The 13,051-nt window shown below is 44.6% G+C and carries 12 protein-coding genes; 1 reads left to right on the forward strand and 11 read right to left on the reverse strand.

Annotation, left to right across the window (positions count from 1 at the left end; all coding sequences use genetic code 11):
• Positions 1-7 precede the first annotated feature (7 nt).
• The 7 genes from CEF13_RS24065 to CEF13_RS24095 form a co-directional block, all read right to left on the reverse strand.
• The gene (locus CEF13_RS24065; protein ID WP_102714701.1) at positions 8-2,155 is read right to left on the reverse strand and encodes a sensor histidine kinase; all 2,148 of its coding nucleotides are present in this window, start codon (positions 2,153-2,155) and stop codon (positions 8-10) included.
• Between the two features lie 483 nt (positions 2,156-2,638).
• Entirely contained in the window at positions 2,639-3,460 is an 822-nt protein-coding gene (gene tatC, locus CEF13_RS24070) for a twin-arginine translocase subunit TatC (RefSeq protein WP_424991981.1), read from the reverse strand.
• Positions 3,461-3,520: 60 nt separating this feature from the next.
• Entirely contained in the window at positions 3,521-3,754 is a 234-nt protein-coding gene (locus tag CEF13_RS24075) for a twin-arginine translocase TatA/TatE family subunit (RefSeq protein ID WP_102714703.1), read from the reverse strand.
• Between the two features lie 69 nt (positions 3,755-3,823).
• Positions 3,824-4,879, reverse strand: a complete 1,056-nt coding sequence (locus CEF13_RS24080; protein WP_102714705.1) for a molybdopterin-binding protein — start codon at positions 4,877-4,879, stop codon at positions 3,824-3,826.
• Entirely contained in the window at positions 4,876-5,370 is a 495-nt protein-coding gene (locus CEF13_RS24085) for a MogA/MoaB family molybdenum cofactor biosynthesis protein (protein WP_102714707.1), read from the reverse strand. The genes CEF13_RS24080 and CEF13_RS24085 overlap by 4 nt, the downstream gene beginning before the upstream one ends.
• 29 nt (positions 5,371-5,399) lie before the next feature.
• A complete protein-coding gene (gene moaC, locus CEF13_RS24090) occupies positions 5,400-5,879 on the reverse strand; it encodes a cyclic pyranopterin monophosphate synthase MoaC (protein WP_102716537.1) in 480 nt (159 codons plus the stop codon).
• Positions 5,880-5,936: 57 nt separating this feature from the next.
• A complete protein-coding gene (locus CEF13_RS24095; RefSeq protein ID WP_243864738.1) occupies positions 5,937-6,545 on the reverse strand; it encodes a 5-formyltetrahydrofolate cyclo-ligase in 609 nt (202 codons plus the stop codon).
• Positions 6,546-6,697: 152 nt separating this feature from the next.
• Here CEF13_RS24095 and CEF13_RS24100 point away from each other — a divergent pair, with 152 nt between their 5' ends.
• On the forward strand, positions 6,698-8,635 hold the full coding sequence (locus tag CEF13_RS24100; RefSeq protein ID WP_102714709.1) for an ABC-F family ATP-binding cassette domain-containing protein: 1,938 nt from the start codon (positions 6,698-6,700) through the stop codon (positions 8,633-8,635).
• A 92-nt stretch (positions 8,636-8,727) separates the two neighbouring features.
• On the opposite strand, the gene CEF13_RS24105 is transcribed toward CEF13_RS24100, so the two are convergent.
• From CEF13_RS24105 to CEF13_RS24115, 4 genes are all read right to left on the reverse strand, one after another.
• Positions 8,728-9,378, reverse strand: coding sequence for a response regulator transcription factor (locus CEF13_RS24105; RefSeq protein ID WP_102714711.1), 651 nt, complete (start codon positions 9,376-9,378; stop codon positions 8,728-8,730).
• The gene (locus CEF13_RS24110; RefSeq protein WP_102714713.1) at positions 9,356-11,752 is read right to left on the reverse strand and encodes an ATP-binding protein; all 2,397 of its coding nucleotides are present in this window, start codon (positions 11,750-11,752) and stop codon (positions 9,356-9,358) included. The genes CEF13_RS24105 and CEF13_RS24110 overlap by 23 nt, the downstream gene beginning before the upstream one ends.
• 33 nt (positions 11,753-11,785) lie before the next feature.
• Positions 11,786-11,956, reverse strand: a complete 171-nt coding sequence (locus CEF13_RS28970; RefSeq protein WP_166742896.1) for a competence pheromone ComX — start codon at positions 11,954-11,956, stop codon at positions 11,786-11,788.
• 129 nt (positions 11,957-12,085) lie between these two features.
• Positions 12,086-13,015: a polyprenyl synthetase family protein gene (locus CEF13_RS24115; protein ID WP_166742895.1), complete on the reverse strand. Its 930-nt coding sequence runs from the start codon at positions 13,013-13,015 to the stop codon at positions 12,086-12,088.
• Positions 13,016-13,051: the final 36 nt, after the last annotated feature.

A 13,051-nucleotide genomic window follows, 5' to 3' on the forward strand; every position in this document is an offset into this window, starting at 1 on the left:
CACACCGTCACCTTCCTTCATTTACAATACAAGGCAGCGATACATAGAATATCGACCCCGTCTTGCCGTCGCTCTCCGCTCGAACCGTCCCTCCATGCGCTTGTACGATTTCCCTGCAAATCGCCAGCCCGAGTCCGCTGCCCTCTACTCCCTTCTCCACGCCCGGTCGATCATACTTGTAATTACGATTGAAGATTTGCTCGAGCTGATCCGGGGGAATACCTGTGCCAGAATCTTGTACGCTAATTATCGCATAGCGGGTAGGATTCACCTCGTCCACAGCTAACGCAATACGCACCAGCCCACCCCTAGAGGTGAACTTCATCGCGTTCGATACTAGATTAAACAACGCTTGCTCTAATCTTTGCGCATCCATCCCGACAACAGGCAAGTTCGATCGTTGATCTTCCGCATCTCCGATATCCAGTATGAAATCCAACCCTGCGTCACGCACAACCAGCTCATATTGTTCAAAAAAACTACGCAAGAAGTGAATCACATGAACCGGCTCCATTCGGTACGAGACTTGTCCCGTCTCCAAATGCGACAAGAATGACAACTCCTCGATCATGCGGTTAATCCTTATCGTGTTATCCCGGATATACTTCAAGTACTGTTCATCGCGCTCCGGCTTGACTCTGTCCTGCACAGCCTCGACATAACCAAGCATGCTGGACAGAGGCATACGCAGATCATGCGTAATATAGGCAAGGAGCTTCTTCCTCCCTTCCTCGGAGTGAAGCAATCGGTCATACGAAGTGCGGAGATCATCATGAGCTGCGGATAAGGCCTGTGTGCGTTCCTGCACGGTCTGTTCCAAACTCATATTCATTTCAGTCAGCTTGTTGTTAGCGTCCTGCAGCTCAAGTGCAATTCTCTCCTCGTTCGAAGCCGCCCTCGTAAATCTCGACGAAAGCAGAATCATCTGTGCGATCGTAAACACCAACAGACCAAGCGGAGATGTATTTCCGATTCGTGACCTTTCATTGTAATATAAAAAATCGTTGACGACAGTAGCTAAACCAACCACCGACACCAACAGGAAGATTAGCGCTCCCTCCATACGCCACACAGCCGCTTTGACCAGCCCAACCATCAGATAAACCATATGCAGAACAACCATCACACCGATCATCAGTAACATTTTGGTATATAGAAGTGCAGGGGTCACCACAACAACGATACAGTATGCGCCGGTAACGATCCGCGTGCCAAGATGAAACCAACGCGACACATAATTCGGAAAAATGCTATCAAAGTACATCGTGACGATATAACCAATGCTGCAAAGAATCAGGTACTCGATCTTGAACTGCAAGCCCCATGGAAATGCTGGCCACCATTGTGTGAGCAAGAGCTCGCCGACCAGCAAGGATCGGATACCGGACAACGCGGTGTACAGACCAAAATACAATGAAGCCCTGTCTTTGCGTCGCAGCACAAACAACAGCAGGTGATACACGCCAATCACCAGCAGGCTTGCGGTGATGAACATTTCAGCAGCGATTCTCAGATTTGTCCTGATCGTCAACACATCACTACCGCCGAGCTCTATATACTTGGTGATGCCGCCTCGCTTATGATGGAAGTTGGCAACTTGCATAACCAGCTCCACCCTGTCATTCTCGGGCTGAAAGAACACCAGCTTCGTTGCCAGACGCGGTGTCACGCTACTCTTGTCCTGACCAACCACACCAACTTCTGCCAGCAGCTCGCCATTCACCCATAATTTATACGCATGAAAGATGGTAGGCAGCCGCAGAGCAAGCCGCTCATTTCTATCCTGCTCGCTAAGCTCAATGACCACCCGAAAGGTTGCAAAGCCTGTACCGTTCAGCAGCTGACCATCTAATTGATAGCCTAACCATGAGCCCGGGATGCTGATCCAGCGGTCATGATTTCCGTCCCTTGTAGAACGAATCTGTATGTCCTCAGGCGACAGCAGCTCTTGCCAGTAGAACGCCCACTCCCCTTTTAACTTTACCGGATTCTCACTGACATGAACCTGCGTTAAATCCAGAATGCCTTCTTCACTTTGGAACTTAGGGGAGTCCGGTTCAGAGATGACGGCATAGCTTACAATCAAACCAATAACAACGGCAGCAATTATATAAAGCAAGATAGAACGAGAACCGAATCGGAGAATACCCCTCATTATGAACCTAACCCCAATCTACAAGAACGCAATAAGTAAGTTGATTATCTAATACTATCATCATTAAAGGAAAATGTACCCTGCAAAAATCTACGAGGCGTTGAACACAAACATCACGATGAGGTCCTTTTTTGAACGTAAGAAAAACCGGAGGCCATGCCTCCGGTCCTTTATTGTGCTAACCCAACAAACTTACTTCATTCATATATTCGGTACTCGTACCCATGCACACTCTTGTAATATAGAGGATCCATAATCCCTTGACATTCCTAACACGAGAACCGTGAAGGTACAGACGGATCTCCCCCATCCATTACATCCATATCCCGCACAATCTTTAATGGTATTTCCTCTTTTGACTTACAATCTAGAAACACGAAAGTGACTGTTCGACAATGAGGCGGAATACTTTCGTTCCGCCTCGAAAACATATAAATTCTATAGTGTTAAAAAAAGAAGAGGCTGCATGCCCTCTCCTTCTTACTACGTATTCATTAATTGATCTTCATAATCAGCTTCCCATTTCGCATCAGCAGCCAGCTGCTTTTTGTACACGGTGCCTGAAAGAAATACGCTGATTTCATACAAGAGAATCAATGGAATCGCTACTAAAATGTCGGATATGAAATCCGGCGGAGTAATGACGACTCCAATAAAAACCATAATGAAATACGCAAGGCGCCGCATTTTGCGAAGCCGCATTGGATTCAATATCCGGGCTGCTGTCAGGAACATAATGACGAGCGGCAGCTCAAACAACAAAGATATCGGAATCAACAAGTTAAACATGAAGGCAAAATATTGCGCAATTCCGTATGTTTCTTCAAGATTTAGATGCTGAGATACCGTTCTCGTAAAGTTAAAGGCCAGCGGGAATACGACAAAATAAGAAAATGCTAATCCAAGCAAAAACATAAACAAAGCAAACGGTACATATTTCAATGTCGAACGCTGCTCATTTTTACGCAGGGCGGGCTTTACGAACGCCCATAGCTGATAAGCTATGACAGGCATAGCCAAAATTAAGGCTATAACAAATGCAAACTTCATATACATGCCAATTCCGTCCCATAACGAAAACGTATGTAACGATATGGTGTTCGCTGGTTTCTGACTCATTAAGAAATTATAAGCCGGCTCTGCAAATATGAGCCCGACGACTAATCCCAAAGTAAGAATAATGATAACATATATGAGTCGCTTCCTAAGCTCTCCAAGATGCTCAAGAAGCGGCATTAGCCCTTCCTCGCGAAGCAGTTCTCTGCGAGACTTCTGCTCCGATTTACTGTTTGGTTCCGATCCCACGAGTGCTTCCCTCCTTCGCTTTCCGCTGCATCCTTTTAATCAAGAAAAAAGCGGGCCCGATTAGTCCGGAAGCCGCTTATTGTCTTTATCACTATTCTCTGACCGATTCACTTCTGCTTGAGACGATTGTTTATCCTTGCGGTCATCATCTTCCATAATTTCTCTTGCGCCAGCTTTAAACTCACGCAGCGTACGTCCAAATGCACGGCCAAGCTCTGGCAATTTGTTCGGACCAAACAGCAGCAAAGCAACCAATACGAGAAGTATAAATCCCGTTGCACCAATTCCACTCATTTTGAAAACCTCCTATTTCATTTTTTCCATTCCTAATTCCCCGTTACTATGTATGGGGTTTTATAGCAGCTAGCAGCTGTATAATCCACCGTACCCCATATTAACGATGTCCTCACGGACGATAATATCTCCTGCGAGGATACGTGGCAGAAGAACATCGAATGAGGTATATGGATCATGCATGACACAGCCTGGCAAGCCCATGATCGGCACTCCTTCCAGGTAACCCATGAGGAGCATCGATCCTGGCAGCATTGGCGTGCCGTAGCTTATAATTTCAGCCCCTGCGGCTTTGATAGCACCCGGCGTACGATCGTCAGGATCAACTGACATTCCGCCCGTCACTAGTATCATATCATAACGTTGATTGAGCAAATAGTGTATTTCTTTGACAATTGTATGTCGATCGTCTGGTGCAAATCGCTGTTCAGCTACCTCGGAACCTAACTGCTCAATCTTGTCTCGCACAGCTGGACCAAATTTGTCTTCGATTCTGCCTGTAAACACTTCGCCGCCTGTCGTCAGCAATCCGACTCGCAGCTTGCGGAAAGGCCGTATTGTAATAGGAGCAGAGCCTTCATGAGCCGTTCGGAATTGCTTAACCAGCTGCTCAACCGTCTCGACTTTATTTCTCGGCACAACAAGCGGAATTGCTCTGGTTGCTGCTATAATCTGGCCTGGCTTAACGACCGTATTCGTCTGAAGCGTCGCCAAAGCAATTTCGCCCAAGCCATTAATGGCATCAACTATGTCTTTATTTATATTAGCCAAGCCAAGCAGCGTCGACTTTATGCTAACCTTGCCTTCATGCGGCTCCGATAATTGCATATGTTCAGCATACAAGGCTTCAGCCATACGAATAGCCGCATCATCTTCATGAAGCTCGTTGTCCCCAAGTTCCATTATATAAATATGCTCTTTACCGATATCTAGAAGGCTTGGAATGTCTTCTTCCGTAACAACATGGCCTCTCTTGAATAAACGGCCTTTGAATTTCCCCGGAATAATTCGTGTTAAATCATGGGCAAGCCGTAAGCCAATCGCATCATAAATCGACACTTCCTTCAGCACTGTTGTTCCATGCTGCTCGATTGCTTCATTTGAATGATGCTGATTTGCACTCATATGTTATGTTCCCCCAGTTGTCCGGACAAAATGCCCAGCGCATGCGGCAATTGATCCATAATCGCCATCAAGCTTTCTTGTACGCCCTTGGGGCTGCCCGGCAAGTTGACGATGAGTGATCTTCCGCGAATACCGCATACCCCGCGTGAAAGCATTGCCCTTCTTGTCTTCTGGATGGCTCCCATCCGCATGGCCTCAGCTATGCCTGGAACGGCGCGATCAATCACTTTTAGAGTCGCTTCTGGTGTAACATCACGCTCTGCTAGCCCTGTTCCGCCTGTCGTTAACACAAGATCAGCATGGAAATATTCTGTCATTTCAATAATTGCTGCCATAATCTCATCCTGCTCATCCGGAACTATGCGGTAATCGATAATCTCTCCGCCCAATTCTTCTTCAATCAACTCACGAATAACTTGTGCGCTAGTATCTTCCCGTTCTCCACGTGAGCCCTTATCGCTTGCTGTTAATATAGCTACCTTCCACCGCATTTACCCCATACCTCCCATCCCTAGTCCGTTCATGGGTTAGACGAAACGTGATAATCGCCGCTTTTCCCGCCGGTTTTGGATACAAGCTGCGTCGGTCCGATTATCATATCCTTTTGCAGCGCCTTGCACATGTCATAGACAGTTAACGCTGCAGCTGACACAGCGGTCAGCGCCTCCATCTCAACGCCGGTCTTGCCAGTTGTCTTGACAGTTCCTTCTATGTAAAGCTCATCCGTCCCATTATCGCTAAATACGATATTGATGCCTGTCAGCGGAAGCGGATGGCACATTGGAATCCAATCTGCCGTTTTTTTTGCTGCCATAATTGCTGCAACCTGAGCTACTGCCAGCACATCGCCTTTACCGATCATTCCTGCATTTATTTGGGCTAATGTGTCCGGTTTCATCTTAACAATCGTTTGAGCAGTCGCGCTTCGTGAAGTGACTTCCTTGTCGGAGATATCCACCATTCGCGCCCGACCTTGCTCATTGAAATGAGTCAGCTCCACTTGCTTCATCCCTCTCTTCTATTAACAGCTGCATCTCTCGCTGAAGACAAGCAGCATTTAAACCATGTAAATACCTTGTTCGGTTAGTAAGCCATCTATCTGTAAATCATGCTTTTCTATGGGCACGTCATCAATAAGCTGTATCTCAAAAGCAGCTCCAATCCATAAGGAGGTCCGCTCCGCTGCTTCCGAGCATGCAAGCTGCGCCTCTGCAAACCGGTCATAATAGCCGCCGCCGTAACCGAGTCTTCCCCCAGCACGATCAAACGCAAGACCAGGCACAAACACCACATCGGGCACAAAATCATTAATGGGCGGACTAGCTGCTGAATGAGGTTCCATAATGCCATATGCGCCTGGTACAAGCTCGTCCCAGCTGCGCAAATAATGAAGAGTCATCGTTCGGTCCTCAGCTTTACAGCGCGGTACAATAACCGCTCTTCCGGACTTCCAGCCCCATTCCACCAACAGCGTTAAATCCAGCTCGCTCCGAAAGGGAGCATAGACCATAAATGATTCGGCAGAACGACTCTCTAACCATTTCTGCGCGCTTAAGCAGGCGGATTCTGACGAAATCCTTCGTTGCTCGTCAGACAAGCTGTTTCGCTTCTGTGTCATCATATTGCGTATGTGAGCTTTCATGTCACGTTCCATTCGATCACTCAAAAGTATTCACCTATTCTGCTTCCCAGCATTATATTTCATTAACTGTAGTTTACCACTGTTATGCAACTTTCGCCAATGTTAGCGCTCGTTTATGGTACACTAATATAGAACGAGAGCAATGGTCTTTACAATTATTTGGTGGAGGTTTCAAAATGCTGCTGCAGGTTTCTAATATTACGAAGAGCTACGGCGTAAACGTCGTATTATCCAATATTTCATTGCAGGTTCAAGAGCGTGAACGAGTGGGACTCGTTGGCGTCAACGGCGCAGGAAAATCAACCCTGTTAAAAATTATTGCAGGTGAAATGTCCGCCGACTCTGGCGCAATTCACAAGGCAAAGGAAACGAAAATAGGCTACTTAGCACAAAATAGCGGTCTGCAGTCCAATCGCACAATTGAAGCAGAAATGCGCGCTGTTTTTTCACACTTGTTGGAAGCTGAGCAAGAGCTGCGCGAGCTGGAGATAAAGATTTCTGATCCAGCGCTTCACGCCGATGAGAAAAAATATGCCGATATATTGGAGCGATACTCCAAACGTTCAGATTGGTTCCGTGAGCAGGGCGGCTTCGAGATCAATACACGCATTAACAGCGTTCTTCACGGAATGGGTTTTGGAGATTTCCCTCCAGACACACTAATCGCAACGCTAAGCGGCGGTCAGAAAACCCGTTTGGCCTTGGCTCGTATTCTACTGCAAGCGCCAGATTTACTTATGCTCGATGAGCCGACGAACTATCTCGACATTGAGACATTGACTTGGCTGGAGTCTTATTTACGCGGATATTCAGGTGCTATTCTTGTTGTATCGCATGACCGATACTTTCTCGATGCGCTTGCCCAAACTATTATTGAAATCGAGCGTCATACCTCTAAGCGATATACAGGCAACTATAGCCGTTATATGGAACTGAAAGCGGCTGAATACGAAATTAATTTGAAGCAATTTGAGAAGCAGCAGGATGAAATATCGCGGATGGAGCAATTCGTCCAGCGTAATCTCGTAAGAGCCTCAACGACGAAGCGAGCGCAAAGCAGGCGCAAGACATTAGACAAGATGGAACGTCTCGACAAGCCTATGGGTGATTTGAAAAAAGCTCATTTCAGCTTTGAAATCGAACGTTCCACCGGAAAGGATGTTCTAGCGGTTGAAGATATTTCCGTTACGTTCGACGGCCATGATAAACCTATATTCCGCAATGTCTCCTTTCAATTAACCCGAGGCGAGACAGTGGCCTTGATTGGACCAAACGGAATTGGGAAATCAACACTTCTTAAAGTAATTGTGGGCCAGAATGAGCCTTCTTCCGGTACCATTCGATTCGGTACCCACGTGAAAATCGGTTATTATGACCAGGAACAAACACGTCTTAACGGACAAAACACGGTACTGGAAGAAGTATGGGGGAATTATCCCCATATGGAGGAGGCACGAATTCGTACTGTACTCGGCAACTTTTTGTTCAGCGGTGAAGATGTACTCAAGCGGGTTTCCTCGCTTAGCGGCGGTGAGAAAGCACGTGTTTCACTCGCCAAGCTTATGCTGGCTCAAGCAAATGTGCTCATTTTGGACGAGCCTACCAATCATCTGGATCTATACAGTAAAGAGGTATTGGAAGCAGCTTTATTGGATTATGATGGAACGCTGCTGTTCATCTCTCATGACCGTTATTTCCTGAACAAAATGGCAGAACGAATTATAGAACTTAAACCAACCGGTACGGAACATTTCCTAGGAAATTATGACGAAATGATAGAGAAAAAAATGGAAATAGAAGAAGAACGTCTGGAAAAACTATCAAAACAATTGACAGCAGGCTCAAAAGCTGGTACGAATTCCGATAATATACCGGCAACCTCTTACGAAGCTAATAAACAGGCGAAACGTGATGAACGTACAAGACAGCGCAAGATCGAGCAGCTAGAACAGGAAATTGCAAATTTGGAGCAGCAAATTGAACAATTGGAGCTGCAGTTAACCGATCCTGCAATATTCAATGATTATATCCGAATTCAAGAAATTCAGGCGTCCATCGAAACATTCAAATCTTCCCTTGCAGCCGCTTATGAAGAATGGGAACAGCTCATGTAAGCTCAAATATAATCACATCGTGTAGTTAACAGAAGCTAACATATAAAACGGCAGGCTATGGAGTAATCCTAGGCCTGCCGTTACTGTTTTATTTAAAACTGCTCCGAACGAATAATGCCTAGACGCTGTGCTTCTTTGATCGCTTCGGAACGCGAGCGAACATTCAGCTTCTCAAAAATACGAGATAACTGATATTCGACATTTCGTTGACTGACATGAAGCATAACCGCTAGCTCCTTATTGCTGATACCAGTTGCGACCTCATTTAATATAATTTGTTCTTTTTCATTGATCGAAACATCCTCAATCGCAACTTCCGCACGACCTATCGTGATCTCGTGCCGTCTAAGCTGCTTCAATAAGGAGATTGGAATTACAGTATCACCGCGCATTACGCATCGAATCGCATTATGAAGCTGTTCTCGGGATACGGTCTTGGATATAAAGCCAGATACGCCGGATTCGATAAGCAGGTTGAAATGCGAACCAATCTCATAGCCGGAATATATAATAACCTTTCGCTCGGGATCCTGTTGAATAAGTCGCTTCGTTAATTCTAGTCCGCTAATGCCTGGCATATTTAAATCACATAAAATGAGATCAAATTGCTCAATTTGTACGATATCCAATGCCTCAACTGCAGATAGGACAACGGATACCTTCATTTCGCAATCTTGCTCAATCATGGTTTTGGTACCTTCACCCACAGATGGATGATCATCAACTAATAAGATACGAATCACGAGATATACCCCTCTCCGATATACCGGTTGTCATCATTTCTGGCAACAGAATAATAACCTCCAGGCCGTTACCGCATTGAGAATAAAAAGAAATGTCTCCTTCAAGACCTGTTACCCGCTCTTTTATTCCCGACAACCCCATATGTTCAAATGATGCGATCATTTGATTCACATCCATGCCAACACCATCATCCTGATAACGGAAATAGATAGTCCCTTTGCGCTGCTCAAGCTCAAGAGTAACCAATTTCGCCTGGGAATGCTTATCCGCATTTCGCAGCAATTCTTGCACGATTCGATAAATTGCCGTTATTTGCTCCTCATTAAGGGGACGGCTAAACGGTTGAGCATTGAAATCAACTGCAAAATTCACACGCATTTGCGTATGCTCAATAATGGACTCAACAGCTTCAATTACACCCATTTCCTTCAGAAGCGGCGGGCGCAGCTCATTGCATGTCTCACGAATTTGATGGATTACATCAAGCAAGCCTTCTTTAATATCCTCTAGCTCACGGCCAAGCTTATTGGAAATAGGATAATCCATCATAACCGCTTCAAGCTTGCGATACCAGAGAAGCTGATCCTGAAGGGCAGAATCATGCAAATCAGCTGCAAGCTTTCTCCGCTCGTTCTCCGACAAGCAAAATAACAGGCGCAGCACCCAAGGCGAGGTAGAATGCTCTTTACGAACCTCAGACTCAAGATCTTCGATCAGCCCTTCAATCAAATATAAATTTTCAAACACGATGCTTGCATAGTTGGCCATTGTTTTCAACCAACGAATCTCATCCGAGTTGAAACGAGTATGATTCGTCTTCAAACCAATCCACAATATGTGGTATCGCGTCCGTTGCCTGCCAATTACAAGCCCTAATCCATAAGGCAAGTCAATGAGTTCGCCAACCTGAATATCATTTACCGTGCCCAGCAGAAACTCTGCTGTAATAAGTTCCTCAGGGTGCTCACCCATCGGATACACGGTATTCTCCGATTGTTCTACGAGTAGGAAAGAGATTCGGTTCACCGGCAAAAGCTCTGATATTTCTTGTTTAAGTACCGCTTCAAGATCACTTTGCTTCATGACTCGAGCAATTTTGCGGGAGAAACGATCAAGGCTATCCTGATAGCTGTACATCGCTTTGAACAGCTTCGGCCTGAAACGCTGATCTATTTGTTCCTTTGCATATAAAAACAACGTCATTCCGATATAGATGACAAAAAATATGCCAAACCATGCGGACCATGACGAACTGTTCTCACCTAGTATTACAAAAGCAACTAATCCGGCTACGATGATGGAGGGCAGTAAAGCAAGCGCCGTATAGTATTTGAACCTCGTTAATATAAAATCAATATCGAACAGCTGATTCGAAGTAGATAAATAGAAATAAACGATTGGAAGTACGAATAGGAAGAGTGCCGTAAATGCTGCAGGTAAAATTTGTTCCGCTCCAAAAATTTGAGGAAGTAAATTCAATAATGCAAATGGCGTAAAAGCTACAAGATGAGATATTAAAGTGATAGTGAATAATGAATGTAGTTTTGTACGACGATGCTTGATAAACTTTCGAATAAGCATGTACACACATACAAAATTACCTATTAGCACTGTACCGCTATAGGCCATTTGAATATAAGTAAATATTTCAATAGATGACAGGTCAGTCCAAATATAAACTAGACTTGCTATCCCTACTAAGCCAACTAAAGCAAACAGAACGTGTAATACTCGCCTATTAATAAAGTGAACATCAAATCTCTTCAAGTAAATATTCATAAAGGTCATAAATATTAACGGTATTTGTGGCAAAACAAGATAAATAATTGTTATGCCAATTGGGTCGCTTCGGTTTGAAGCTGCTGAGCTGTAGTAGCTTAATCCAATAGAAATAAAAAATAAAATGAGCATAATAGCTGCTTTATCATTTCTGCGCTTTGCATAAAGGAAACCCGAGAATGCACAAAAAACAACGAGCGATATACCCGGAATATATAATTGTATTAATAATTCCCAAACAGAATGATCACCTGTCCATCCTTTTTGGAAAATAATGTTTTGTGTTGTTTTATCGCTATGTAATACCAAAACGTTATCTGCATATTCTATTAAATTGTACTTTTTCACATTTTCAAAATCGTAGACTGGCTCGCCATTAACTTCCAATATTTGATCGCCAATTCGAATGCCTTTTATTTCCGCTTGCCCGGCAGGCTCCATTGATTTCACAAAATATCGATTCTCCGACTCCTGCAGTAGTACCGCGCCAATAGATGGAATTCTGACAATAACTGCAGTCAGATACAAAAGGGTTGAAAAAAGTACTACTAGGAAGAGGATGGAAAGTAAGCGATTAAGTAAGGTTGGTCTCATGTAGTCCTCTTCCCTTCAAACATAATCAAATTTCTAGTTCCACAAGAATGCGTAACCGCTGTTCTTCTCGTTTTTATTGTTCAGTTCACCAAGAAGAGCTTTCTGTTCGGCTGCAGAAATACCTGCTAACTGAGGTTGTCCACCCATAGCCATAGACATTTTTTCAGTACCGCTTACCAATTGACGAATTGTTTCTTTCAACATTTTAACTCCTCCGCTTCTCTAGTCATTTTTTTATTATTTTTGATACATTTTTACTATAACAGGAAAAGATACGACAGGAAACGCAAAACTGATTCGTATTTACCGAAAGAGGTTTTGCGTGGTTTGTTGTTATGCAATTTCTTCATTTATTATTTGCAAAAAAGTTGCTTTCCAAGGACTTGCTTCCTGGATAGTACCTAGTAATTCTTCGAATCTATTATAGTGCAACCGACTCATGACAGAACCGTACAAAATAGCTCCCGTACGTTCACAGGCTTCTTGGAATCGTTCCCTGCTGAGCATCGCCTCTTCCAGCGATAATCGGCCTTGGAAATAATCATTTATCCAGCGATCCTCTTCTGCCTCGCCCTCTAGCAAATACAGCGTAAGAAGTGTAAGCTTTCGCTGCAGGAAATCGCTCTTATCATCCCAGCGCAGCAAGTCTTGAAGATCATTCTGGAGTTGAGCGGCAACACCTACTTCTATTGCATACTCCGCAACCGTCTGATTCCATGGCTGTCCTGCCAGCATAACGCCAGTCATACAAGCAAAAACCAGCAACGCCGCAGATTTCTGTTTGACCATTTCCAAATAAGTCGATTCATCCGTTATTTCATTCATAATATCATTCATTTGCCCGTTGGCCGCAAGCAAGAGCTGACGATTCATCATTTCCATTAATGCCACTCGAATGTCGTTATCCATCGAGCAATCAAGCATAGCTTGCTGAGATAGCGTCAAGAGAGAAGACGCGACATGAATCGACACAGCCTGCGGGGCTTTCATCCAAGCTTTTGCAGGAGCATCCTGATCCTGTAAATCATCTAATATATCTGATGCCAATATAAACAGCTCTACAGCCGCTGCCGCTTGATGAACATGATCTCCTGTACCGCCGAACATTCGGAAATGTACGATAGTCATTTGCCCAAACTTCAATGATTCCCGCACTTTCTCCGCTATAAAAAGCTCAGTAAAATGCACCAGAGGCTCAGCCGTAAACCATTGCTGAACCAGCTCGCGCATCTTCTGCTCTATGAGTGGAATGCTATCCTTCACCGTTTGTTCCTCCGCTTGATTCAACATCATTCTATT

Origin of the sequence: Paenibacillus castaneae, assembly GCF_002884445.1 — a bacterium.
GTDB classification, from domain to species: domain Bacteria; phylum Bacillota; class Bacilli; order Paenibacillales; family Paenibacillaceae; genus Pristimantibacillus; species Pristimantibacillus castaneae.

Bases quoted from the DNA above. Each gene is read 5' to 3' on its own strand.
- CEF13_RS24065 (WP_102714701.1), bottom strand. From the start codon at position 2,155: ATGAGGGGTATTCTCCGATTCGGTTCTCGTTCTATCTTGCTTTATATA.
- CEF13_RS24110 (WP_102714713.1), bottom strand. From the start codon at position 11,752: ATGAGACCAACCTTACTTAATCGCTTACTTTCCATCCTCTTCCTAGTA.
- CEF13_RS28970 (WP_166742896.1), bottom strand. From the start codon at position 11,956: ATGTTGAAAGAAACAATTCGTCAATTGGTAAGCGGTACTGAAAAAATG.
- CEF13_RS24075 (WP_102714703.1), bottom strand. From the start codon at position 3,754: ATGAGTGGAATTGGTGCAACGGGATTTATACTTCTCGTATTGGTTGCT.
- CEF13_RS24100 (WP_102714709.1), top strand. From the start codon at position 6,698: ATGCTGCTGCAGGTTTCTAATATTACGAAGAGCTACGGCGTAAACGTC.
- CEF13_RS24085 (WP_102714707.1), bottom strand. From the start codon at position 5,370: ATGCGGTGGAAGGTAGCTATATTAACAGCAAGCGATAAGGGCTCACGT.
- CEF13_RS24080 (WP_102714705.1), bottom strand. From the start codon at position 4,879: ATGAGTGCAAATCAGCATCATTCAAATGAAGCAATCGAGCAGCATGGA.